Here is a 23,379-nt window from a genome sequence, read left to right on the forward strand (position 1 = left end):
CAGACCAAAGCCTGAAAATGATCGAATACGGTTACTGCCGGCCAGGTCCATTTCAGCCGGCAGTTTCCTCTAAGAAAAAAGGAGTGACTCCGGATGAAAATACGTCTCGTTAGCAATGGCATTTTCACGACTATTGACGATATTAATGAAACACTTATCCCTTCAAAAGAAGGATTTTACTGGATCGATGCCGATGTGGAAGACCTCGCTATATTGCAGCCGCTGTTCAGCATGCATGATTTGGCCGTAGAGGATTGCCTCAGCGAAGAGGAGCAGCGTCCAAAGATTGAAATTTACGAAAGCCATTATTTTATCGTCATTAACAGCATTCGATTTGATGATGAAGAAATTTTCCTTAGGGCGCTGAACATTTTTCTCGGCCGCCACTTTATTATAACGGTAACCAAACAAAAAATTAATGAGCTTCGCTCCTTAAAGCCCGTCCTTTGGGAGCAAGAGGTCAGCCGTCCCGATTATTTCTTGTACCACCTCGTCGACATGGTTGTCGACAACTATTTCCTCGTCGGCGATCGTATCGATACCCGTATCGAAACGCTGGAAGAGGATATTTTGATGCACACCAAAAAATCGCATTTGAACGAGATTATCGGTTTGCGCGGCGAAATATTATGGCTCAAGAAGGTGCTTGGACCTCAGCGCGACGTAATCGCAACGCTTAATAAGAAGGATCTCAAGCTTATTGACGACCAACTGCAAAAGTATTTTAGCGATATTTATGAAAATGCGCTAAAAATCGCCGAGTCCTTCGATACGTACCGCGATCTCATGGGCAACTTGCGCGAGGCTTACCAGTCCAGCGTCTCGAACCGCGCCAATGAAATTATGCGCGTGTTCACGGCGATTACGACGATATTCATGCCTCTCACTTTTATAACCGGCATCTATGGGATGAACTTTGATTTTATTCCTGGCCTCCATCTTCAAATGGGCTCGTATATTTTACTCGGCATTATGCTGCTGCTCGGCATAAGCATGTTTTACATTTTCCGCAAGAAAGAATGGTTATGACGCCTGTTCGATTTAAGAGCAAGGGCTGCACTCGCTTTTGGCAAACGATGCCTGAGGCGAACGCAGCCTTTTTTGCTGTAATTTCATCTATCCATTATAATAGTAAGATACGCCTTTAAGCATTTATGTATCTTTGAAAGGGGGGATTGACGTGAACATGAGCCAGCTTGAAACACTCCTTACGATATCCAAGACGATGAGCTTTCGAAAAGCGGGTGAATTGCTGAATTTAACCCAGCCTGCCGTATCGGCGCAAGTCAAAAGTTTGGAGGATGAGTTCAAGACGGTCCTTATCGATCGTAATCAACCAGTCACTCTAACCGATCACGGACAAGTTTTTTTGCAGCATGCGGAACAGATCCTTACGATTGTGGAAGAATTAAAACAAAAGCTGTCCGATTTGAATCTAACGCCTCAAGGACATATCCTGCTTGGAACAACCTCTTCGATCGCGATCCAAATTTTACCGCGAGTCTTGTCTTATTTTCAAAACCAATTTCCTTTAATCAAAACCACTATACATTCCATGCCTTCTTCTCAAGTTATGACAAGCGTCGAAAATGGCTCGGTTGATATCGGGATTACATACCTGACCGAAAAAAACGCGAACGTTACCTCCTCCGTTCTGTATTACGATACGTTTGAGTTCATCGTGTCCCCTACGCATCCTATGAGCAAGCTGACGCATACTACGGTTGATACGCTGAAGGACATACCGATGATCATGCTTGCACCGGATACGCTTGGCCGGCGATTCGTCGATCAAATATTCCGTAAATACAACATTCAGCCGAATATCGTCATGGAGGTCTCAAGCAGCGAGGAAGTAAAGCGAATGGTGGAGATCAATTTGGGCGCTGCCGTCGTATCCAAGCTTTCGATTGCCAATGAGGTGCGGCTCGGAACGCTCAAGATGATCAAGGTGAACGAGCTTGAAACGAGTCATCCCGTCGGTGTCGTCTACAAATCGGGGCGTTACATTAATACGGCGCTGCAGCAATTTTTAAGCGACTTAAAGGGCATGCCCGAGCATCAATTCATTAGCAGTGAATAAAAACATACAACTTCAGAGAAACAAGGAGAGATTATAATGAAATTTGACTTGCACACCCATCATGTGAGATGCGGCCACGCTAATGGCACAATTGAAGATTACATACTTGCAGGCATAGATGCTGGACTTCAAGCAATCGGCATCTCCGACCACTCGCCGTATTTTTTCCATGCAGAGGATCAGCCTTTGCCCGGCATCGCAATGGCTAGAAGCGACTTCTCAAGCTATGTCGAGGAAGTGCTGCGTTTGAAGGACAAATATACGGGGAAAATAGAAGTACTGCTTGGCATGGAATCGGACTTTTTCCCTGAATACGCGGATAGCTACCGGAAAGCGTACGAGGGCGTTCCGTTCGATTATTTAATCGGCTCCGTTCACCAAGTAAGCGGCGTCAGCATTTTCAACCGAAACCGTTGGAAGGGCTTGAACGAAGAGCAGCAGGTTGCAGCAAAAAAAGATTATTATGATTTGATTCAGCAGTCCGCGCGCAGCGGAATGTTTGATATTTTGGGACACATCGATGCCATGAAGGGTTATTATCCTGCGTTTTCAGATATTCCGGCCAATGCAGAAATTGACGAAGCGCTTCAGACGATTTCTGAATGCGGCGTTTCCATTGAAATCAATACGTCCGGAAGCACCAAGGATGTGGGCGGCTGGTATCCGTCGGATGCGATTTTGGAGCGTGCGCTTCACTTTGGGGTGAACGTAACGTTTGGTTCGGATGCTCATGTGCCAAGCAGAGTCGGCGACGATTGGGAGCTTGTACAAAAAAGGCTGAAGGAAATCGGCTTCAAGCAGTGGGTATTTTATCGCAAGCGCCAGCAGGTTATCGTACCGCTGTAAAATTGCGAATGTAGACAAAAAAAGTGGACCTGCACGCTGCAGGTCCGAAGGGATATATTAAAAAGGGGGTCTTGGTTATTATAATAGCCCATTAATGTAATGGGACGATAACAGAACTATTTCATTTGTGTAACAAATTTGAGGGGTTGAACACCAATGTGGCTCATAACAGCCATCAGCAGCGCAATCTTGTTTGGACTAGCAGGCTGGTGGATGAAAGTATCGCAAATGCGCGGAGGTTCGACCAGAACGCTGCTGCTTGGGCTATATGCATCAGGAACGATTGGCTTTGGCGTACATTCGGCGGTAGAGGGGACCTTTCCTTTTCTTGTCGATCCAAAGGTATGGATTGCCGGCCTCATTATCGGAGCTGGCTCGGCATGGGGCAACGCCCTGTTTATGAATGCCTTGCATTACGGCCCTGCAAGCTTGACCTCCCCGCTTACAAATATGAATATCATCTTAGTCATCGCTTTGGGCACATGGTGGTATAAAGAGCCTCTGAGCGCCTTTCAGGCGATGGGCATTACGCTGCTTCTGCTCGCTGTATTGTTTATCGCCCACAAACGGAAGGAACCGCTCACCATTACCGAAAAAAGATGGTTCATACTCGTCGGGACAGCAATCGTAATGTTCGCTCTGCGAAATGGCGGCTTGAAAGTAACGGACGAGCTTGGGCTGCCAAGCGCGCCGATTTTGTTTATCGCCTATTTCCTCTCGCTTTGTTGGTTCCTTATTCCCGCAAAAGCCGGCGCCGCACGAGCAGCTAAGCGAACCGGGCTCTATTATGGGATCGTTGCCGGGCTATTCTCATATGGCGGATTGCAGCTGTATGCGATGGCTCTCGCTACAGGCCAGGCGAATCTGGCCGCGCCGATTTTTGCAACGAACAGCCTTGTCGTAGCTGCTGGAGCGATCGTATTTTACAAAGAAAAGCTTTCGATCGTGCAGTGGGCAGCCTTTGGCTGCATGATTCTAGGGCTAGTCATTATTCGAGTATAATGGCAAAAAAGCCTATGGACACAAATTCTAACTTTTGTATAGTAAATATATATTTCTCAAAAATACACGTATTCCCACTCAAATGAACTTACTTTTAGTTTGTTCATATGCTACAATAGTATTACAAAAAGCGGGGTGATACGGTTGGATTATTCGACAATGTGCCCAAAGTATGAAGCCGCAGCCGACATTTTAGGTAAGAAATGGACGGGCAGAATTATTCGGGTATTGCTCGGAGGACCTAAACGGTTCAAAGAGATTAAAGAACAAATTCCCGAAATGAGCGACAAAATGCTAACGGACCGGATGAAAGAGCTTGAAACAATAACGATTATTAAACGTCAAGTTTATCCTGAAATGCCTGTACGCATTGAGTACGAGCTGACCGGTAAAGGACGGGAGCTAGAACCAGTCATTGAGTCCATTCAAAAATGGGGCGAACAATGGATGTAAGACGAGAAACCGCTGAGGCGGTTTTTTTATTTTTCAGCAGCTTGCAGCTTCCATCACCCTGCCCTTCGTTTCAGCAGCTTCATCAAAAATCCTCTTCTGCGTAATTGACAACGGAATCCCAATCCACTATCATTGATAATAATAATCAATATCATATAAAAAAAGAAACCCCCGATGCAATCGAGGGCTTCCGATATTCAAACGGCTCTACATGCCAAGCCATTTTTTGAACAGATGTTTGGTTGTATCCTTGTTGATTGCCGCAATTGAAGTCGTGAGCGGAATGCCTTTCGGACATGCGCGAACACAGTTTTGCGAGTTGCCGCAGCCTTCGATGCCGCCATCGGTCATCAGCTCGTCCAGACGCTCTTCTTTGTTCATCTCACCCGTTGGATGCGCATTAAACAAACGAACCTGAGAGATCGCTGCAGGGCCGATAAAGCTGTTCCGGTCGTTAACGTTCGGGCAAGCCTCAAGACATACGCCGCAAGTCATACATTTGGAAAGCTCATACGCCCATTGGCGCTTCGTTTCCGCCATGCGCGGACCAGGACCAAGATCATAGGTTCCGTCGATCGGAATCCATGCTTTTACTCTCTTCAACGCACCGAACATGCGCTCACGGTTAATGACAAGGTCACGGACAACCGGGAAAGTTCTCATCGGCTCAAGGCGAACCGGCTGCTCCAGCTTATCGATAAGCGCGCTGCATGCTTGACGCGGCTTGCCGTTGATAACCATTGAACAAGCGCCGCACACTTCTTCCAAACAGTTGGAATCCCAGCATACAGGTGCTGTGCTTGCGCCATCTGCTTTCTTCGGATTACGTTGGATTTCCATCAATCCGCTAATAACGTTCATATTAGCACGATAAGGAATTTCAAACTCTTCCGTATAAGGTTTTGAGTCAGGAGTATCTTGACGTGTGATGATAAACTTAACCGTTTTTGTTGCTACAGTCGTTCCAGCCATCATTATTCTCCTTTCTTCTTGTCGCTCGAATAATCACGTTTACGAGGCTTGATCAAGCTTACGTCGATGTCCTCGTAAGAAATTTGCGGACCTTCCTTCGTCCACTTCGCAATCGTCGATTTCATGAAATGGTCGTCGTCACGATCCGGGAAGTCCGGCTTATAGTGGGCGCCGCGGCTCTCGTTGCGAAGCAATCCGCCCAGCGTCATTGCCTCGGAAAGCTCAAGCATGTTCCAAAGCTGACGAGTAAAGGCAACGCCTGCATTGTTCCATTGCGCTGTATCGTTGATGTTGATATTAGCGTAACGCTGCTTAAGCTCTTTGATCTTGTGGATCGTTTGCTCAAGCTTGTCGTTAAAGCGTACAACGGTCATGTTGTTCGTCATCCATTCGCCAAGCTCTTTGTGAATGACATACGCATTCTCATTGCCGTTCATGTTAACGATGCTGTTGTATTTATCCGTTTGACGCTTGTTCTCGCGATCAAATACGGAGGAAGCAACATCTTCAGCCGATTTCTTCAAGCCTTTGATATACTCGACCGCTTTTGGTCCAGCAACCATACCGCCATAAATAGCGGATAGCAAGGAGTTCGCGCCCAGACGGTTCGCGCCATGGTATTGATACTCGCACTCGCCGGCTGCGAACAGACCAGGAATGTTCGTCATTTGATTGTAATCGACCCACATGCCGCCCATTGAATAGTGAACCGCAGGGAAGATTTTCATCGGAATTTTGCGCGGGTCATCGCCCATGAACTTCTCATAAATTTCGATGATACCGCCAAGCTTAACGTCAAGCTCCTTCGGATCTTTATGAGATAGATCAAGGTAAACCATGTTCTCTTGATTGATGCCAAGCTTCTGATCGACGCAAACGCTGAAAATTTCACGCGTCGCAATATCACGAGGCACAAGATTTCCGTAAGCCGGATATTTTTCCTCAAGGAAGTACCAAGGCTTGCCGTCTTTGTAAGTCCAGATCCGTCCGCCTTCGCCGCGGGCTGATTCGGACATCAAGCGAAGCTTGTCGTCGCCCGGAATCGCCGTAGGGTGAATTTGAATGAATTCGCCATTGGCATAGTTAACGCCCTGCTGATACACTGCGCTTGCAGCCGTACCGGTGTTGATAACAGAGTTCGTTGTTTTACCGAAAATAATGCCGGGACCGCCTGATGCAAGAATAACCGCATCCGCACGAACCGTGTGCACTTCCATCGTGCGCAAGTCTTGCGCCGATACGCCGCGGCAAATGCCGTCATCGTCAACAACGGCGCCAAGGAATTCCCAGTGCTCGAATTTGTTGACTAGACCTGCTGCTTCCCACCGGCGAACTTGCTCGTCCAGTGCGTATAGAAGCTGTTGTCCTGTCGTAGCGCCCGCGAAGGCTGTGCGGGAATGCTTCGTGCCGCCGAAGCGACGGAAGTCGAGCAAGCCCTCAGACGTCCGGCTGAACATAACGCCCATCCGGTCCATGAGGTGGATAATGCCAGGTGCGGCGTCGCACATTGCTTTAACTGGCGGCTGGTTTGCTAGGAAATCTCCACCGTATACGGTGTCGTCAAAATGCTCCCACGGAGAATCGCCTTCCCCTTTTGTATTTACCGCGCCGTTAATGCCGCCCTGCGCGCATACTGAGTGGGAACGTTTGACCGGTACAAGTGAAAACAGATCAACGTGTACGCCAGCCTCTGCGGCTTTAATGGTAGCCATCAAGCCAGCCAGGCCGCCGCCAACGATGATAATTTTATTTTTAGCCATAACGCTTCGCTCCTTGTCTACAAACTAACCGATATTTGTAAGTGCCAATGCGGCACTCGCAGCTTCCTTAAATTCATCGCCGCTAAACGCGATAAGCGAGAGAATAAACAACGCCGAAACGATTACAAAAATGCCCATGCAAATGTACGAAGAGATGCGTTGCGCTTTCGGGCCGATCGTAATGCCCCAGCTGATCAGAAACGCCCATAGACCGTTGCTGAAGTGGAATACCGCTGCAAGTACGCCGATTACGTAAAGTACGAAATAAGCAGGACTGCTCGCGATTTGATTCATCGTAGAGCCCAGCTCTTCATGCGTGATGTTGCCGAGATAAACTTGAATCCGAGTTTGGAATACGTGCCAGAATACGAATACGAAGGTAATTACCCCTGTAACGCGCTGTGCGGTAAACGCCCAGTTCCGTCCGTATTTAAAGCGTCCCGTGTTCGTGTTCGATTGGTATGCCACGTACAAGCCGTAAATACCGTGAAACAAAAGCGGGAGGTAAATACCGAAAATCTCGAGCAGCGGCAGCACTGGCAAGCTGTTGATCAAATGCACGCCTTTGCCGAAGCCCTCTGGTCCGCGTTCAAACGCCTGATAGTTGGTCAGACCATGCACGACGATAAAACCGCCGAGCGGAATGATCCCGAGAAGCGAGTGAAGCTTGCGCGAGAAATACGAGTTTCCTTTCATGTCATTCCTTCTCCTTTCAATACTGTGAGTGCTAGCATGCTTTTTGTTAAAATATAAGAATGTATCCGTTTCACACTTATACATTGCTTATATTTCAGCGCAAACTAAGACGCTGAGCCGCCAAAGGCAGTCATCAGCTATTTACGCTTGGCAAATCATTCTACATTGTAACCCCAGCATGTTCCTCCGTCAACAAAAGTCGACACATATTAGCCACACTTCCCATCCTACTCCTTTTCAGCTTATAATGGAATTGCTTATTTTTTATAATTTCTTATAACAAAATGACATAAGGGGCTCTATTCATGAATGAAGAGATGCATGTTTTCACCGTAATCGTCGAGCAATCCAGCATGAATAAAGCTTCTGCTTTGCTCAACCTATCCCAGCCCGCTATCTCTCGCAAAATCGCTAAGCTTGAGCAAGAAATAGGTTCGCCCTTATTTCGCCGGATCGGCAAACGGCTTGAGCTCACGCGAATCGGGCAGATGACGTACGAATATGCACTGGAGCTGCGCCAGCTTCACCGCAAATATTTGCAAACCGTCTCCGAGTTCACCTCTACGGGACATACGACGCTGACGATTGGCGCAAGCCTTACGACGCTGCAAACGACATTGCCTGATTTGATTCAGCGGCTAACGTCGACCCATCCGGAAATCGACATTAAAGCCATTACGGGCAAGACGCATGAGATCGTATCGCTCGTTCGTGACCATAAAGCCGATATCGGCATCGTGGCATCCAGCATCGAGGATTCGACATTAAGATGCATCCCTTTGTTTGAGGATCATCTGTCGCTGGTGCTTCCGCGCAATCAAGTCATTACGGATAAAGGCGCGCTTGGCATTCAGGATTTGACCGGCATGCCGATGATCTTGTTCTCCAAAGGGACTTGGTACCGGATTCTTACGGACGAGCTATTCGACAAATATCATCTGCAGCCGGATGTGCGAATGGAAATTGATTCTTTTGAAGCGATATTGCGTCTGCTCCATACCTGCCGCGCCGCTACGCTGCTTCCTCAATCCTATATGCGCAAGCAGCTGCTAGAGGACAATGAGCTTATCATCATCCCAATTCGCGAGTTAGAGGATACGAAGCGCACAACTTCGTTAATTCATGCGGATTCAGCAGCGCTTAGCCCTGCGGTTCGTCTTTGGATCAATGAGCTGGCTGCGCGATTTCCAAGCAAAAAAGACAGCGGCTTCTAAAAAAGCTGCTGTCTTTCAGCATTTCCAATATTACGCTTCCGAATCCATCCCTAACCGTTTTGCAACAAAAGCGGTCGTGCTCGCTTGGAGCAGTACCGTTATGAGAATGGTCATTAATGTAATAGAAGCAATTTTTTCGGCATGCATGATGCCGGCGCTTGTGATCATTCCCGATAAAACGGCTGGAATAACCCCTGTCTCCCTTACCCACATCATGAATAAGAGCTCCTTCTTTTTCCAATCCGCCTTGCGATCAGGCAGGCTGCAGGCGAGCACCGTTATCGGACGCGCAATAAACATCAGCACCATAACGATAGCGAAGCTTTGCCACCCGTATTGCAGCAATAACGCCAAATCCGCCTGGCTGCCGAGCAAAACAAAAATCAGCATCCGAAGCATGACGGTTATATTATCTGAGAAATGTACAATCTCGTTCTGCTTCTCTTCCAGCCTAAGTCTCATAAGATGTGGATTTCCCCATATTAAACCTGCTGCGAATGTCGCCATAAAGCCGCTCACATGCAAGAGATCGCCAATTAAATAGGCTGATAACGCGGTAACCAGCATCGCAATCGTTGTATAGTCCCTCAAAATGCCTAGCTTTAAATGGGCGACGACATACACAGAAGCTAAGCCGATTATTCCGCCCAAAGCAATGCCGCCAAGCGCGGTATAAGCGAACTGACCCAGCAACGGCCCCGCTTCTAATGCCGACTTGCCCGTAATCGCCGCAATCAAAGCAAATGTAATAATAGAGCCTGTCGCGTCGTTGAATGCGGATTCGCTCTCTACCGTCTCCCGCACCTTTACTCTAATCGCAACCTGCCGAAATACCGGAATAATAGAAGCCGGGTCCGTAGAGGCGATTACCGACGCGGCAAGCAGCGCATAAAGCCATTCCAAGCCAAAAACGAAATGGATAGCTGTACCCGCCACGATTACCGTTATGAGAACGCCAGGAACGCTTAGCAAGGCAACCGTCCATTTGACTTTGCTCAGCCCGCTAAGACTAATATTGCGTCCTCCATCAAATAAAATGACCGTTGATCCTACTATTAAAATAAGCTGGTTAATTAACGAACTGCTCGATTCATTGATCCAATGAAGGCCTTGGCCGAGCAGCAGCCCCACTAATATAAACGCAGCTACATCAGGTATACGAAGTTTAGCTGCCGCACGCCCTGCAAGCATGCCAGCCGTTACAATAAGGATAAGCAAAATAAGCAAGTGATGAATGATTGGCGTTACAGCGGTTTCCATCTGCATATCACTTCCATTCCTATAAGCAGCCTAACGAATAACGGTTGCCTCAAAATCTTCAATTTGCTCATTCGTCCCGATGATAACCATAACGTCTCGTTCAGCAAGCACATCGGTTGCCGTTGGCGCAATAATGATGCCCGATGGCTTGTTGATTGCGACGATGCTGCAGCCAAACCTGGCGCGCGGGTTCAGGTCATGCAGCGATTTGCCATTTAAGCACTGCGGGACGGCAAGCTCGGCAATCGTATATTCTTTGGATAGCTCTATATAGTCAAGCAGATTGGGAGAAACAAGCTGATGCGCAACACGGATACCCATATCCCGCTCCGGATACACGACACGGTCTACGCCGATCTTCTCAAGCACGCGGCCATGCAGCTCGCTCATCGCTTTCGCAACAACCTTCTTGACCCCTAAATCCTTAAGCAGGATGGTCGTTAAAATGCTTGCTTGAATGTCATCGCCAATGGCGACGACGCCGCAGTCAAAGTTGCGCACGCCAAGTGAACGAAGCGTTTCCTCGTCCGTACAATCCGCAGATACCGCATAGGTCAGAACGCCGCTCATTTCCTGAACGGCCTCCTCGTCCTTATCGATGCCAAGCACCTCATTGCCTAGCTCGATGAGTTCTCTGCCTAAGCTTGAGCCAAACCTTCCTAAACCTATTATGACAAATTGTTTCTTCTTCATACCCACTTGCAGCTTCCCCTATCCAATCGTAATTTTGCCTTCAGGATGCCGGTACAATTCTTTTTCTGTGCGAGGCCCCAGCGCGTAAGCTAACGTCAATGGCCCAAGCCGTCCGGCAAACATCGTTAATGCAATGACTATTTTCCCTACTGTGCTGAGTTCCGGGGTGACGCCGATCGACAATCCTACCGTACCGAACGCAGAGGTTGCTTCAAATAATAATTTAATGAACGCCTGATCCTCTGTCATAGACAAGGTCATCGTCACAATAATAACTAAACCTAATGAGATTAATGTAATCGTCAGCGCCTTGAAAATTCTGTCTTTGCCAAGCCGGTGCCGGAACATGACAATATCCTCGCGACCGCGAATCATCGCAATAACCGCTCCGACCAGCGTCGTAAAGGTTGTGGTCTTGATGCCGCCGCCTGTCGAGCCCGGCGATGCGCCGATAAACATCAGGATAATCGTAAAAAACATCGTCGCTTGCCGCAAAGCCGTATAATCAAGCGTATTGGCTCCTGCCGTCCGCGGCGTGACCGACTGGAAGAAGGAGGATAAAATTTTGCCTCCCCAATCCAACGAGCCAAGCGTCTTCGTATTGGAAAATTCAAATATAAAAATCACGATAGTGCCTACTGCAATCAAGGCTCCCGTCATCGACAATACAACCTTGCTGTGCAGCGACAGCCTGCGGTTTTTGCGGTACTCCATCAGATCCGACATGACAACAAAACCCAATCCGCCGGTTATAATAAGCATCATTGCCGCTATATTAACAATGGGATCCGATACATACATCGTTAAGCTTCTATAGCCGCCAAAAATATCGAATCCCGCATTGTTGAACATAGAAACCGCATGGAATGCGCCAAAAAACAACGCTTTGCCAATGGGCATATCGAACGCAAACCGGGATGAGAATAACGTGAACCCCACAAATTCTATCGCAAGCGAATATACAATGACCCGTCTAATAAGCCGAACGATGCCTTCCATGCTCGATTGATTCATCGCTTCCTGCAGCAACAGCCGCTCTCGCAATGAAATTTTTTTGCGCAGCACAAGCGCAACCAGCGTGGCCATCGTCATAAAGCCAAGTCCGCCGAGCTGAAATAGACACATGAGAATGACCTGTCCGGGGACGGAGAAATATGTACCCGTATCTACGACAACCAGCCCCGTTACGCATGTCGCTGACGTCGCCGTGAACAGCGCATCGATGAACGGCAGCCTCTCGCCGCTTGCCGATGCAAATGGCATGGATAATAATACGGCACCTAGTAAAATAATAAGCGCAAATCCGCTAACCAATATGCGCGGCGGCGACCACTTGAGCACATTCCAATCTATCTTCATCCGCTACCTTCTTCTTTTGTTTTATCATAATTGCTTGTTTTTAAGCATAAAAAAAAGCACTGGAAACTCAAGTGCTCTGTGCGATGAGTCCTGTTCCAATACGCCTACGAGGTTAGCTGTCGGATTCGGGCCTGGACAGGCAGCCCTATTCGGCGGCAAGAGATCATGCTCCTCCGCTAAAATTCACCCCATGCCGCCAAATTTGAACCGCTTTTGCTTGCAGCTTGTTCCACTCATTTGACAACTTTATGGTTCCCCCGTTTTCCTTAGGAAATTCGGCTGTGCTATTCAATTTAGTATGACGTTAACGATTATAATCCCAAATCAGTCCCGATATAAAGGTGATAGATATGACAAAAGGGACGATATTTGCTCAAATTAGGGCAATGGAATGAAGCAGCAAGCTCCAAGCTTGCTGGACATCGTTATTTCGCTGTTTCTTGTGTGCAAGCGGTCATCTCCATTGGATAATTCAGGGATTAATATGTTAATGTATTGTCATAAGCTACTCATTATAAAGACAGTAGGGGTGAATCCATGATTGATTCTATCAAGCCTAACGAATGGAAACGTTTTTTATGGGCAGCGATTGCTTGCTTTATTATTTATGCAGCCGTAGACATCGCTCCCATGTTCGCATCCATCGCATCCGGCGAATTAAACACAAAGGTAATTGAGAAGTCGACCGCTGAGAGCCGCGCGGCCGCTTTCGCGGAGAAACAGACAGGACTGATGGTGAAATCGGCTAAAGCCGTCCACCAAACCGATAAAATCATGAACGGTTATTTATCCAAAAATAAACTGACCAAAACGTATGCTGACAAATACGACTCTAGTTTCCCGACAGATACGTTCCAAGTTGATTTGAAATTTATTGGCGGCGGCAGCGGCTTCGTTTACGTACATATGCAAAGCGAAAAAATTGTGGCATGGCGTTTTCTAATCGATGGCGAGGAGCTGTCAGACGCAGATAAAACGAAGGAAGCTATCGCTTTCCTAACGAATCAAAGCTTCAGCGGGGTTGAATTTCAAGGCAATCAAATATTGGCCAACGGAGATTGGCAGGGCCAGCCAAAAACGGATTATGCCATTAAGGACGCAAAATTAACGATCCATATCGACGCGCGAACCGTTGATGGGCGCACGGTCATAACCAAATATAAGCCCGCCTTTACCGCCCCGGATGATTATGTCAGCTATGTGAAAAATCAAGACAAAATAGCTGGTTTCCTTACCGGCTTCGGTTACTTCTTCATGAGTTTCGTCTTGTTCATCTTGGCGATCATCTATGCCGTTCTGTACCGGAAATTCACTTCCTTCAAATATGGAATCATATTGACCATCATTTACTTTATCACCTATATCATCATGAATCTGAATGTGCTTGACGGCATTCGGGCTTCGATGGGCGAGGCGGATATGGCCGGAGCGCAAACCACGATTACGGCTATCGTAACGGTGCTGCTGACCATTCCGATGGCAGGCGCGATTTATATTTCGCTAATCGCAGGCGATGGCTTATGGAAGGCCCAGGGCCGCGCATTATGGCCTCGCTTCGGGCAAAAAGGCTATGGCGACCATGTATGGCGCAGCGTAGGGCTCGCCTATTTATTCGCGATTATTTTGTTCGCGCTGCAATCCGTCATCTTCATCGCTTTAAGGCTCACCATTGGCACATGGGATACGTCGGATGCTACCCAGTCCCCTTACAATATGAGCATTTTATGGCTCATGCCGGTGCTTGCTTGGGCAGCCGCGATTTCGGAGGAAGCTGTCTTCCGTTTCTTCGGTATCGGACTATTCCGCAGATGGTTCAAAAATACGTTTGCCGCAGCGCTGCTCCCAACCTTCTTCTGGGCGCTCGGACACGTGATGTATCCGTTCTACCCGTCCTCGACAAGATTGATCGAGCTGATGATTATCGGGCTCGTATTCAGCTTTATTTTCGTCCGATACGGCTTGATTACGTCCATGTTCACCCATGCGATCTTCAACAGCGTAGCGGTCGGATTGTCACTGCTCACGATCGGGACGGCGCCAAATATTATATCGGCGATCTTCTTCTCGGTGCTGCCGGTGCTGATTGCCTTCGCTCTCAAATATTTGAGCCACAAAAAAGAGAAGAAGCCGTCTGTTACGACGACTCCTCCCCTAGAGCAGCTATAATTTGCGAAGCTAATTTATCACCAATAGATAGGGGCCTAAAGTCTTCGACTGAGGCCTCTTTTATTTTTTTGATCGAGCCAAAATGTTTCAGCAGAAGCTTGCGCCGTTTCTCTCCGATGCCCGGGATCGAGTCAAGCTTCGATTCGACCATGGACTTGCCGCGCTGCTCGCGGTGGAACGTAATCGCGAATCGATGCACCTCGTCTTGAATGCGCTGCAGCAAATAAAATTCTTGGCTGTCGCGCGGCAGAGGCACGATCTCGGCGGGATCGCCCGTCATGAGCTGCGCCGTTTTGTGCTTCGCATCCTTCACTAGGCCGCATACGGGAATGAATAAACCAAGCTCATTCTCCAGCACATCAAGCGCCGCCGATATTTGTCCCTTGCCGCCATCGACTACGATTAAATCCGGAGCCGCCAGCTCCTCCTTGAGTACACGCTCATAACGGCGCCGGATGACCTCCCGCATCGTTTCATAGTCATCGGGACCTTTTACCGTTTTCACCTTGTATTTGCGGTATTCCTTGCGGTCTGGCTTGCCATCGGTGAAGACGACCATCGCGGAGACAGGATTCGTTCCTTGGATGTTCGAGTTATCGAAAGCTTCAATCCGCCGCACTTCCTCAAGACCAAGCCAGCCAGCCAATGATTCCGATGCTTTGACGCTGCGCTCCTCATCCCGCTCGATCAAACGGAACTTCTCGTCGAGCATCACCTTGGCGTTGTCCGTAGCCATCGTTACAACCTCGCTCTTGCGCCCGCGCTGCGGCATCAGCACCTTTACCTTGAGCCAGTTGTGGAGCGACGCGATAACGTCGTCCGCATGCGTAGAAGCTGCGTCATCCGCATCGGCAATTCCTTCTGCCGCTCCGCCTTCTGCAAGCGACTGTTCCGGCGGCAGCGGCAGCAAGATTTGCTTCGGCAGCGCCGGATTATCGCTATAATACTGCGTCACGAACGTCATGAAGTCATCATAAGCTTCCCCGTAATAAGGGAAAGTCGTCCCATGCCGCTCGATAAGCTTGCCTTGGCGCATGTACAAGATCTGTACGCACATCCAGCCCTTATCAACGGCAAAGCCGAAAATATCGCGGTCAAGCGCATCCTGCATCGTAATCTTCTGCTTCTCCATGACCGCATCAATGGCAACCAGCTGATCGCGGAACTCCTTCGCCCGCTCGAATTCGAGCTTCTCCGCCGCTTCCTCCATTTTGCGCTGCAGCTCGATCTTCACGACATCCTGCCCGCCGTTTAGAAACCGCGATATTTCTTGGATCATTCGGTCATACTCGGACTGCTGCACGTCAAATTCACACGGCGCAATGCATTGACCGAGATGATAGTACAAGCACACCTTATCCGGCAGCGTCTTGCACTTTCTAAGCGGATAAAGCCTATCCAGCAGCTTCTTCGTCTGCTGAGCCGCGTAGGCGTTAGGGTAAGGGCCAAAATATTTGCCTTTGTCCTTTACGATCCGTCTGGTCACCTCTAGCTTCGGATGTTTCTCATTCGTTATTTTAATATAAGGAAAGGTTTTGTCATCCTTAAGCAGAACGTTATAACGCGGATGGTATTGTTTAATTAGGTTGCATTCTAAAATAAGTGCTTCCATATTGCTTGAGGTTACGATAAATTCGAAATCGCGAATTTCCGATACCAATCGCTGTGTCTTTCCATTGTGGCTGCCGTTAAAATAGGAACGTACCCGGTTTTTGAGCACCTTCGCTTTGCCTACATAAATAATGACGCCTTCGCTGTTCTTCATAAGGTAACAGCCTGATTGATCGGGGAGCAAAGCTAGTTTGTTCCGTATCGTCTCTTTAGACTCCGCAAGCTGCTGTTCTGCCTGCTTCCGATCCGTTTGCTGATGATCCATGCTCTCGCCTCCGACTGCCTAATGATTCTGTACACATTTTAGCATAAGTAGCGTCGATTTTGTTTTACAATTGTCACCGGGATTAGCTTTACAACTGTTTGGCAGTTTGAGTATACTAATATAAGTTGAATAAACCGATACTACATAAAGACGACCGCATATGGTTGTGATTGAAGCAATCGGTCTTTTTCAAGGAGGACGTCAACGATGGAAAACGTAAGAGACCCGCGCGAGCATTTTAACGAAGAGCCTCGCCATGACTTGATGGATGTCGTATTCGGCTTTGGCGGCATGCTCGGTCTTATGACCGTCATTTTCGCTGTAGCAGTAATCGTGAAATTCGTCATTTCATAACAGAAAGGAGCAGCGTGCTGCTCCTTTTTTGTTGCCCTTTTGGCCAAGGCGATGCTGCGGCATTTCGTACGAAATCAAATACCCCAATGCCACCGATCGGCATTGGGGTATTTGATTGTTATCTTATTTGATGCCAGCCGCTATTAGACGATCCGAAGCACTTCGCCTGTGTTCTGGTTGTCGCGCTGCTTCGATTGCTGTTCCGATGGTGCTTGCTGCTTTTGCGAGGAGCCGTCATAGCGTGTTCTTTCCGTCCGGTCAATTTGCACGATTCTTCCGTCATGAACCGTAATCGTCACATGTCCATAATTCAGGCCACTGACCTGATCCGCGATTCGCTCCAACCATTGTTGATCCACTTCTAACGGTTTTGCCATTCAAAACCCCTCCATTTAAACTGATTTACTCGGTTTTTTCTGCAGGCTTTTGCTGACCGGATTTCCATTCCACGATGCTTTTTACGATCAAGGTAATGACAGCGAGCATAACAAGCAAGGATGCTACCGCAAACGAAGCCGAGAATTGATATTCATTGTACAAAATTTCAATATGCAGCGGCAGCGTATTCGTTTCGCCGCGGATGTGGCCGGATACGACGGACACCGCGCCAAACTCGCCCATCGCGCGAGCATTACATAGGATAATTCCGTATAAAAGGCCCCACTTGATGTTAGGCAAGGTCACCTTCCAAAAAATCTGCCACCCTTTAGCCCCAAGGCTGGCGGCCGCTTCCTCCTCTTGAACGCCCTGCGCCTGCATAAGCGGGATAAGCTCGCGGGCGACAAATGGAACCGTCACGAACACGGTCGCAAGCACGATGCCGGGTACCGCAAATATAATTTGGATGCCCCGCTCATCAAGCCACGGTCCAAAAAATCCCTGCGCGCCAAACAGCAGCACGTAGATTAAACCGGAAATAACAGGCGATACGGCAAACGGCAAATCGATTAACGTAATAAGAATATTTTTGCCGCGAAAACGGAACTTGCTTATCGCCCACGCCGCCGCTATGCCGAACACCGTATTGACGGGTACGGCAATTAACGCAACGATCAGCGTAAGCTTAAGCGCGGACAAAGCATCCGGCTCCGTTATGGCATCGAAGTATACGCCCACGCCTTTCTTGAACGCTTCGACAAACACCGAAACCAGCGGCAGCAAAACAACCAATCCGAGAAACAGCATGGCGATTCCGATTAGCAGCCATTTGACGGGGCCGGACTCAGTAATATGCTTCGGGCGCTTTGCAGCCTCTTCATTCGTATGAACGGTAATTGCTCCAGCCATTTGTATATGCCCCCTTCTTAGTCCGACACTGTGCGGCGATTCATGCGCCACTGCAGCAGGTTAATGACCAGCAGCATAAGGAAGGACACAACAAGCATAACGAGAGCAATCGCGGTCGCGCCAGCGTAATCATACTGCTCCAGCTTCGTCATGATCAGCAGCGGGGTGATCTCTGTCTTCAGCGGCATATTGCCGGAGATGAAGACGACCGAGCCATATTCGCCGATGCCCCTTGCAAATGCGAGCGCGAACCCTGTTAACAATGCAGGCAATAGCTCTGGTAAAATGACCTTCCAAAACGTCCGCAACCGGTAAGCGCCAAGCATAACGGCCGCTTCCTCCGTCTCTTTCTCCATATCCTGCAGCACGGGCTGCACCGTACGGACAACAAACGGAAGCCCAATGAATATAAGTGCGATCGTAATGCCGATTGGCGTATAAGCGACTTTCACGCCTAGCGGCTCTAAGAGAGAGCCGATCCAGCCATTCGGCGCATAGATTGCCGTTAACGCAATGCCCGCTACTGCCGTTGGGAGGGCAAAGGGTAAGTCAACCAAGCTATCAATCAGCTTTTTGCCTGGAAACCGGTATCGAACGAGTACCCAAGCGATTAACAGGCCGAACACCGCATTAACGAGTCCAGCGAAAAAAGCGGTGAGAAAGCTGACCCGATAAGAAGCTACGACACGCGCATTCGTGACCGTGCTCCAAAATTCGGACCAGCTGAGCTCTGCCGTTTTGAAGAAAACGGCAGCCAGCGGAATCAAGACGATGATGCTTAGGTAAAACAAGGTGAAACCAAGCGATAAGCCAAAACCCGGCAGAACGTTACGGGGCTTGGAACCTTTCATGTGAAGTCAGCTCCAGTCTTGTTCAATTCGAGCATTATGAGCCTGGCGTGTAGATTTTGTCAAAAATTCCGCCATCCGCAAAGTGTTTCGTTTGTGCTTCTTTCCAGCCGCCAAAGTCTTTGTCGATTGAAAGCAACTCAAGATCTTTGAACTGATCTTTGTACTTTGCAGCTACAGATTCGGAAATCGGACGGTAGTAGTTTTTAGCGGCAATTTCTTGACCTTCATCCGAGTATAGATATTTCAGGTACGCTTCGGCTACTTCACGAGTACCGCGGTCGTCAACCACTTTGTCGACTACAGCTACTGGCGGCTCAGCCAAAATGCTCAGCGATGGATATACGATTTCGAATTTGTCTGGACCAAGCTCATTGATCGATAGGAATGCTTCATTCTCCCAAGCCAGCAGCACATCGCCAATTCCGCGTTCTACAAAAGTTGTCGTTGATCCGCGTGCGCCGGAATCCAGTACAGGCACGTGCTTGAACAACTCAGCAACGAACTCCTGTGCTTTTGCTTCGTCATTGCCGTTTTGCTTGAGAGCGTAGCCCCATGCAGCAAGGTAATTCCAACGGGCGCCGCCTGATGTTTTCGGGTTTGGCGTAATGACTTCAACTTTATCTTTAGTTAGATCGTTCCAATCTTTAATGCCTTTCGGATTTCCTTTGCGAACAAGGAATACGATTGTGGATGTATATGGAGCGCTGTTGTGCTCGAATTTAGATTGCCAATCCGGTTTGATTAAGCCAGGCTCTACGATTGCGTCGATGTCATAACCAAGCGCTAGCGTTACGACGTCTGCTTTCAAACCGTCGATAACCGCGCGGCCTTGTTTGCCTGAACCGCCATGCGATTGTTTAATCGTAACGTCTTGGCCTGTTTCTGCTTTCCAGTGCTTCGAAAATGCCTCGTTATATTGAACGTAAAGCTCACGAGTTGGGTCATACGATACGTTTAAAAGCTCAACAGGCGGTTTCGGCTCTTCCTTTGCCGGTTCTTCCGTAGCCGTGTTAGTTGCCGCAGCCTCATTGGAAGGCTTATTCGACGCCTTGTTTGTCGCATTGTTGCCTCCAGAGCCGCAAGCAGCAAGTACCAGCGCCAAAGCCAATAGCATTACAACCGAACGAACATGAGTTAATTTCTTCATCATTCCATACACCCCTTTTTTAAATTAACAAGCCTGCAGAAACACGTATAAGTCATTCGAATAGGACATTGGTGTTTCTCCGTGATAGGTGTTTACTCCGGTTCGTCCGGTCGGAAACCATTATTCCTACCCGTTTAGTTGGTTATGGAAGAATCTTACCAGCGAGCCCCTCTTACTGTCAATACTTAATTTCAAAAAACTGATAAGTCCTATAAAAATGCTTTATAAGTACCGCAGTTAAACGCAACAAAACCCGAACCGCTGCTGAATCAATCAAGTCCGCACCTAATCTGTATACGCTTTCAACCATCACGGGATAAAGACGGCCGTTTTTTGCTCGTTCTATAACCTAAAAAAAGCTTTGACCGGCAGTCCCTTTGCATGAAGGGCCAGCCAGCCAAAGCTATGTTCATCTATTTCCGTCCGCGCTTGTTCTCGCCAGTTACCATTACGACCTCGACATAGGGCCGGATACGGTCCATAATCCGCTGCCCCTTGTGCAGCTCGTCGCCGTCCTTGCTCGTGAAGCTGAAATGCCGCTCCAGCGCCTCTAGCTCGTAATTGGACGTATAGAATGTCGGTTTCCGCTGCATCCGGTAATTCAGAATCGCGCCAAGCACATGATCGCGAACCCATGGGTTTAAATTTTCCGCACCCATGTCGTCAAAGATCAGCAGATCGGTTTCCTTCATCATCTCGACCGTTTCCTTCAGCTTGCCCGGCTCATGCATCAGCGACTTTAAATCCTCGACGAAATCGGGCATATAGACGATTACGCCGGAATATCCCGCCTTCGCCAACTCATGCAGCAAATAACACATCAGAAACGTCTTGCCTGTCCCAAAGCGCCCTGCCAAATATAAGCCTTCCTCCTGCAAGCCATGCTCCTTCGTACGGTCGATGTAACGGAGCACCTGGCCCACTGCCTTCGCCCGCTCCATATCGTTGGTCAAAATTTCATCGGATGAATATCCGCGCTGCAGCGCCTTCTCATCGATATAGAAGCTGCGGACACGGCTGCGGATCTGGTCTTCCGTCTGCCTCGCGATAAACTTCTTGCACGCAACCTTGCGGTCATACAGCTGTGTAAGCCCGTTAATCGTATCCGAGCTAAGCAGCGTATAATGGCCTTCAAAATCATTCGGGCATTTATCCAAGCCCGGACAATTGCTGCAATTGCGATATTCGGTTACATATTGATATACCCGGTTTAAGTTAAGCCGAATTGTCCGATCATCGAGATCCGGATATTTGGCCCGCAGCTTCTCAACTAACGGTTCTGCGAGCAGCTCCGTCAGCTTATGCTCCGCCTGCTCCGTAAGGGCTTGGCCTGTCGGCCATGCCTTGAGCAGTTCGCCCATTGACTCCATCATCTGCTCACCCCGTTTCTATGATTTGCCGTCCAGCTTCCGCGCCAGCTTGCGCAGTTCTTCAAGCTCGTCTGCCGACACCGTCGATGCGGACTGCCCTTCCTGCACGATAGGAATCGATGGCTTGCGCGAAGTTCCGCGACTGTTGCCTGCGCTGCGCGCGCCGCTCTTGGAGCCGCTGTAGCCGCCTCCGGCAAAGCTTGCTGCCGCTTCCTTGCGCCGCTCCTTGTCCTGCTCCACCTGCGCTTGCTCACGTACATATAATACAGCCTTCTCGAACGTATCGATTTGTTTAACGAGCATATTCGAAGCGACTGCGTCCAAAAACGTCTTCGTGACGCGCTGGGCGTCATTCGCGCCTATAACATAATGGATGAGTACATTAATAACCGGTCCTGCCAGCTTATAATTAAGGTCGATTCGCTCAAATACCCGCTCGATCCAATCCGGCACCGCCCCTGGAAAAAAGCGCTGCAAAAACCGCGTATGCGGTTCATTTCTCATAAGCATATTGTATTGCTGCACATCGCAGCGGCCAAGCAGCTGGTTCGGAACCTGTAAATAATGCTGCTCCTGCACTTCGTATTCCTCCGTTAATTCATCCGAATCAGCGGGTTCCTCGGCTGCGATCACTTGGGTGCGTGACAGCGTGCGCTGGCGCTCGCCCTCACGCTTCTTGTCCTGACGGTAAAGCTGATTGGCGCGCAGCTGAAGCTCATCGACCTGCAGCTCGCCGCTCTCTCCAAAAATACCGTCCTCATCAAGCAAGCGGCATATATCTACTACCTCTAAGCTATATTTGTACGCGACATAGTTCACCTGCGACAGCTGTTCCTCATCGCTGCGCAGACGTTCCACAAAACGGCGGTTCGCCGAATTGCGAGGGAATCGCAAAATAATTTCCCCGTAGGGAATGCCGGCTGTCGCCTGCGGCGCTCTCGCAGCGGCTTGGCGCGACGGCGCAACCTCCGTCAGCGCTTGCTCAAGCTCGTTGTCTACCGACTGCATATTAAGCTTAAACAGCTCGTAAAACGGCACCGATATGTTTTCTTTCGTTAATTGCGCGCCTGCCAGCTCATCCGGCTCGCTTGCGCCAAACGACTCGCGGAGCGAGATAACGGCATATTTGCCGATTTTGTCGCGGAGCAGCATCGTTAGATGCATATTGCGAAAAAACTCTGCCGGCGACAGCGGCTGCGCCAGCTCGTATTCATAAATAACATCCGCATTTTCGGGTAAGCCTAGCCGCGAGGTCTGCAGCAGGCCAACTGCTTCAAGCTTCGATGCCTGCTCGATCAGATGCTTGCGGCTGCGCTCGTTCATTTCCAGCCCAAGCCCAAGAAATAGCTTTCGCTGTGGTTCTATAGAAGAATATCCGGATGTACCTTCCGCGATTCCGTGATAAAGCTGCTGGTAAAAGGCAATCGCAAACGCGCCGATCATCGGCTGATAGATAAGCGAAAGCATTTTATAGTCCAAGCTGCTCAACGAAAAATCACGAAATATGTAATACCGATGATGCTCCGTGTACTGCAATATATTATTGATGCGCATAGCATCAGCTCCATCCCTTGCTTTCATCCTATCATTTTAGCATAAAACAGACTGCTTCGGACGTGTCGAAAAATAGAAAAATCCCCCGAATGAGGGATTTTTGGATTAAAACATTTTGTAGCCGCCCTTGCGCAGCGCTTGAATCGCCCATCCGCTTACGTAAGCGCCAATCAGCGCTCCTATAACCGGTATGTAGTCAAAAATCGTGTAATGGGCAAAGTTCTCTATCGTCGCTGTCGCTGACTTGTCCCATGGCGCCCAAATGCCAAGCGGGATCAAAACGAGAATAAATAAATATATCGGAAACCACGTTGTTTTTAACAACATATTCAGAATAAAGCCAATGCCGAACATCATAACTAAAAACAACACTGTCGCTATAAACAATTGAAGCATCCAAACTTCCCCCCTCAGACTCTCGTTTATTAGTTTAATT

22 protein-coding genes and 1 riboswitch are annotated in these 23,379 nt (G+C 48.7%); of the genes, 8 read left to right on the forward strand and 14 right to left on the reverse strand.

Annotation, left to right across the window (positions count from 1 at the left end; all coding sequences use genetic code 11):
- Positions 1 to 93 precede the first annotated feature (93 nt).
- The 5 genes from corA to A7975_RS28090 all read left to right on the forward strand — a co-directional run bounded on the left by corA (position 94) and on the right by A7975_RS28090 (position 4,384).
- Positions 94 to 1,029 carry a magnesium/cobalt transporter CorA gene (gene corA, locus A7975_RS28070; RefSeq protein ID WP_053371992.1) on the forward strand — a complete coding sequence of 312 codons (936 nt, stop codon included), beginning with the start codon at positions 94 to 96 and terminating at the stop codon, positions 1,027 to 1,029.
- 151 nt (positions 1,030 to 1,180) lie between these two features.
- Complete coding sequence (locus tag A7975_RS28075) at positions 1,181 to 2,083, forward strand: LysR family transcriptional regulator (protein ID WP_053371993.1); 903 nt, start codon at positions 1,181 to 1,183, stop codon at positions 2,081 to 2,083.
- 36 nt (positions 2,084 to 2,119) lie between these two features.
- Entirely contained in the window at positions 2,120 to 2,929 is an 810-nt protein-coding gene (locus A7975_RS28080) for a histidinol-phosphatase (protein ID WP_065387338.1), read from the forward strand.
- A gap of 156 nt (positions 2,930 to 3,085) precedes the next feature.
- Complete coding sequence (locus A7975_RS28085; protein ID WP_065387339.1) at positions 3,086 to 3,931, forward strand: DMT family transporter; 846 nt, start codon at positions 3,086 to 3,088, stop codon at positions 3,929 to 3,931.
- A gap of 144 nt (positions 3,932 to 4,075) precedes the next feature.
- Entirely contained in the window at positions 4,076 to 4,384 is a 309-nt protein-coding gene (locus A7975_RS28090; RefSeq protein WP_053371996.1) for a winged helix-turn-helix transcriptional regulator, read from the forward strand.
- A 207-nt stretch (positions 4,385 to 4,591) separates the two neighbouring features.
- Here A7975_RS28090 and sdhB read toward each other — a convergent pair whose 3' ends face one another.
- The 3 genes from sdhB to A7975_RS28105 are packed head-to-tail and all read right to left on the reverse strand — an operon-like array spanning position 4,592 to position 7,812.
- Positions 4,592 to 5,356: a succinate dehydrogenase iron-sulfur subunit gene (gene sdhB / locus A7975_RS28095; protein WP_053371997.1), complete on the reverse strand. Its 765-nt coding sequence runs from the start codon at positions 5,354 to 5,356 to the stop codon at positions 4,592 to 4,594.
- Between the two features lie 2 nt (positions 5,357 to 5,358).
- The gene (gene sdhA, locus A7975_RS28100; protein ID WP_053371998.1) at positions 5,359 to 7,116 is read right to left on the reverse strand and encodes a succinate dehydrogenase flavoprotein subunit; all 1,758 of its coding nucleotides are present in this window, start codon (positions 7,114 to 7,116) and stop codon (positions 5,359 to 5,361) included.
- A gap of 24 nt (positions 7,117 to 7,140) precedes the next feature.
- Positions 7,141 to 7,812 carry a succinate dehydrogenase cytochrome b558 subunit gene (locus A7975_RS28105; protein ID WP_053371999.1) on the reverse strand — a complete coding sequence of 224 codons (672 nt, stop codon included), beginning with the start codon at positions 7,810 to 7,812 and terminating at the stop codon, positions 7,141 to 7,143.
- A 305-nt stretch (positions 7,813 to 8,117) separates the two neighbouring features.
- Between A7975_RS28105 and A7975_RS28110 the strand changes: the two genes are divergently transcribed.
- The gene (locus A7975_RS28110; RefSeq protein WP_053372000.1) at positions 8,118 to 9,026 is read left to right on the forward strand and encodes a LysR family transcriptional regulator; all 909 of its coding nucleotides are present in this window, start codon (positions 8,118 to 8,120) and stop codon (positions 9,024 to 9,026) included.
- 30 nt (positions 9,027 to 9,056) lie between these two features.
- Here A7975_RS28110 and A7975_RS28115 read toward each other — a convergent pair whose 3' ends face one another.
- Genes A7975_RS28115 through A7975_RS28125 form a run of 3 tightly spaced genes read right to left on the reverse strand, consistent with a single transcriptional unit; the run spans position 9,057 to position 12,338 of the window.
- Positions 9,057 to 10,286, reverse strand: coding sequence for a cation:proton antiporter (locus tag A7975_RS28115; RefSeq protein WP_065387340.1), 1,230 nt, complete (start codon positions 10,284 to 10,286; stop codon positions 9,057 to 9,059).
- Between the two features lie 30 nt (positions 10,287 to 10,316).
- A complete protein-coding gene (locus A7975_RS28120) occupies positions 10,317 to 10,979 on the reverse strand; it encodes a potassium channel family protein (RefSeq protein WP_053377398.1) in 663 nt (220 codons plus the stop codon).
- Between the two features lie 18 nt (positions 10,980 to 10,997).
- On the reverse strand, positions 10,998 to 12,338 hold the full coding sequence (locus A7975_RS28125; RefSeq protein WP_065387341.1) for a TrkH family potassium uptake protein: 1,341 nt from the start codon (positions 12,336 to 12,338) through the stop codon (positions 10,998 to 11,000).
- 86 nt (positions 12,339 to 12,424) lie between these two features.
- Positions 12,425 to 12,629: riboswitch (cyclic di-AMP (ydaO/yuaA leader) on the reverse strand.
- Between the two features lie 246 nt (positions 12,630 to 12,875).
- Here A7975_RS28125 and A7975_RS28130 point away from each other — a divergent pair.
- A complete protein-coding gene (locus tag A7975_RS28130; protein WP_065387342.1) occupies positions 12,876 to 14,504 on the forward strand; it encodes a CPBP family intramembrane glutamic endopeptidase in 1,629 nt (542 codons plus the stop codon).
- On the opposite strand, the gene uvrC is transcribed toward A7975_RS28130, so the two are convergent.
- A complete protein-coding gene (gene uvrC, locus A7975_RS28135; RefSeq protein WP_065387343.1) occupies positions 14,473 to 16,380 on the reverse strand; it encodes an excinuclease ABC subunit UvrC in 1,908 nt (635 codons plus the stop codon). The two genes, A7975_RS28130 and uvrC, sit on opposite strands and share 32 nt — an antisense overlap.
- 207 nt (positions 16,381 to 16,587) lie before the next feature.
- On the opposite strand from uvrC, the gene A7975_RS33840 reads away from it, so the two are divergent.
- A complete protein-coding gene (locus A7975_RS33840) occupies positions 16,588 to 16,734 on the forward strand; it encodes a YqzM family protein (protein WP_141680441.1) in 147 nt (48 codons plus the stop codon).
- Positions 16,735 to 16,877: 143 nt separating this feature from the next.
- On the opposite strand, the gene A7975_RS28140 is transcribed toward A7975_RS33840, so the two are convergent.
- From A7975_RS28140 to A7975_RS28170, 7 genes are all read right to left on the reverse strand, one after another.
- Positions 16,878 to 17,111, reverse strand: a complete 234-nt coding sequence (locus tag A7975_RS28140; RefSeq protein WP_065387344.1) for a YezD family protein — start codon at positions 17,109 to 17,111, stop codon at positions 16,878 to 16,880.
- Between the two features lie 25 nt (positions 17,112 to 17,136).
- Complete coding sequence (gene cysW / locus A7975_RS28145) at positions 17,137 to 18,021, reverse strand: sulfate ABC transporter permease subunit CysW (protein ID WP_065387345.1); 885 nt, start codon at positions 18,019 to 18,021, stop codon at positions 17,137 to 17,139.
- Between the two features lie 17 nt (positions 18,022 to 18,038).
- Entirely contained in the window at positions 18,039 to 18,872 is an 834-nt protein-coding gene (gene cysT / locus A7975_RS28150; RefSeq protein ID WP_065387346.1) for a sulfate ABC transporter permease subunit CysT, read from the reverse strand.
- A 34-nt stretch (positions 18,873 to 18,906) separates the two neighbouring features.
- On the reverse strand, positions 18,907 to 20,022 hold the full coding sequence (locus A7975_RS28155) for a sulfate ABC transporter substrate-binding protein (RefSeq protein ID WP_483295935.1): 1,116 nt from the start codon (positions 20,020 to 20,022) through the stop codon (positions 18,907 to 18,909).
- A gap of 410 nt (positions 20,023 to 20,432) precedes the next feature.
- Positions 20,433 to 21,389 (reverse strand): primosomal protein DnaI, encoded by a 957-nt coding sequence (dnaI, locus tag A7975_RS28160; RefSeq protein WP_053377400.1) that lies wholly within the window; start codon positions 21,387 to 21,389, stop codon positions 20,433 to 20,435.
- Positions 21,390 to 21,407: 18 nt separating this feature from the next.
- The gene (locus A7975_RS28165; RefSeq protein ID WP_053372007.1) at positions 21,408 to 22,943 is read right to left on the reverse strand and encodes a replication initiation and membrane attachment family protein; all 1,536 of its coding nucleotides are present in this window, start codon (positions 22,941 to 22,943) and stop codon (positions 21,408 to 21,410) included.
- A 105-nt stretch (positions 22,944 to 23,048) separates the two neighbouring features.
- Positions 23,049 to 23,339 (reverse strand): YuiB family protein, encoded by a 291-nt coding sequence (locus tag A7975_RS28170; protein WP_053372008.1) that lies wholly within the window; start codon positions 23,337 to 23,339, stop codon positions 23,049 to 23,051.
- Positions 23,340 to 23,379: the final 40 nt, after the last annotated feature.

The organism is Bacillus sp. FJAT-26390 (assembly GCF_001682865.1).
GTDB lineage: Bacteria > Bacillota > Bacilli > Paenibacillales > Paenibacillaceae > Pristimantibacillus.

Coding starts and splice junctions, on each gene's coding strand:
- A7975_RS28155 (WP_483295935.1), bottom strand. CDS start 20,022: ATGATGAAGAAATTAACTCATGTTCGTTCGGTTGTAATGCTATTGGCT.
- A7975_RS28125 (WP_065387341.1), bottom strand. CDS start 12,338: ATGAAGATAGATTGGAATGTGCTCAAGTGGTCGCCGCCGCGCATATTG.
- A7975_RS28085 (WP_065387339.1), top strand. CDS start 3,086: ATGTGGCTCATAACAGCCATCAGCAGCGCAATCTTGTTTGGACTAGCA.
- A7975_RS28110 (WP_053372000.1), top strand. CDS start 8,118: ATGAATGAAGAGATGCATGTTTTCACCGTAATCGTCGAGCAATCCAGC.
- corA (WP_053371992.1), top strand. CDS start 94: ATGAAAATACGTCTCGTTAGCAATGGCATTTTCACGACTATTGACGAT.
- A7975_RS28165 (WP_053372007.1), bottom strand. CDS start 22,943: ATGCGCATCAATAATATATTGCAGTACACGGAGCATCATCGGTATTAC.
- cysT (WP_065387346.1), bottom strand. CDS start 18,872: ATGAAAGGTTCCAAGCCCCGTAACGTTCTGCCGGGTTTTGGCTTATCG.
- A7975_RS33840 (WP_141680441.1), top strand. CDS start 16,588: ATGGAAAACGTAAGAGACCCGCGCGAGCATTTTAACGAAGAGCCTCGC.
- dnaI (WP_053377400.1), bottom strand. CDS start 21,389: ATGGAGTCAATGGGCGAACTGCTCAAGGCATGGCCGACAGGCCAAGCC.
- uvrC (WP_065387343.1), bottom strand. CDS start 16,380: ATGGATCATCAGCAAACGGATCGGAAGCAGGCAGAACAGCAGCTTGCG.
- A7975_RS28140 (WP_065387344.1), bottom strand. CDS start 17,111: ATGGCAAAACCGTTAGAAGTGGATCAACAATGGTTGGAGCGAATCGCG.
- A7975_RS28080 (WP_065387338.1), top strand. CDS start 2,120: ATGAAATTTGACTTGCACACCCATCATGTGAGATGCGGCCACGCTAAT.
- A7975_RS28115 (WP_065387340.1), bottom strand. CDS start 10,286: ATGGAAACCGCTGTAACGCCAATCATTCATCACTTGCTTATTTTGCTT.
- sdhA (WP_053371998.1), bottom strand. CDS start 7,116: ATGGCTAAAAATAAAATTATCATCGTTGGCGGCGGCCTGGCTGGCTTG.
- A7975_RS28170 (WP_053372008.1), bottom strand. CDS start 23,339: ATGCTTCAATTGTTTATAGCGACAGTGTTGTTTTTAGTTATGATGTTC.
- cysW (WP_065387345.1), bottom strand. CDS start 18,021: ATGGCTGGAGCAATTACCGTTCATACGAATGAAGAGGCTGCAAAGCGC.
- A7975_RS28130 (WP_065387342.1), top strand. CDS start 12,876: ATGATTGATTCTATCAAGCCTAACGAATGGAAACGTTTTTTATGGGCA.
- A7975_RS28105 (WP_053371999.1), bottom strand. CDS start 7,812: ATGAAAGGAAACTCGTATTTCTCGCGCAAGCTTCACTCGCTTCTCGGG.
- A7975_RS28120 (WP_053377398.1), bottom strand. CDS start 10,979: ATGAAGAAGAAACAATTTGTCATAATAGGTTTAGGAAGGTTTGGCTCA.
- sdhB (WP_053371997.1), bottom strand. CDS start 5,356: ATGGCTGGAACGACTGTAGCAACAAAAACGGTTAAGTTTATCATCACA.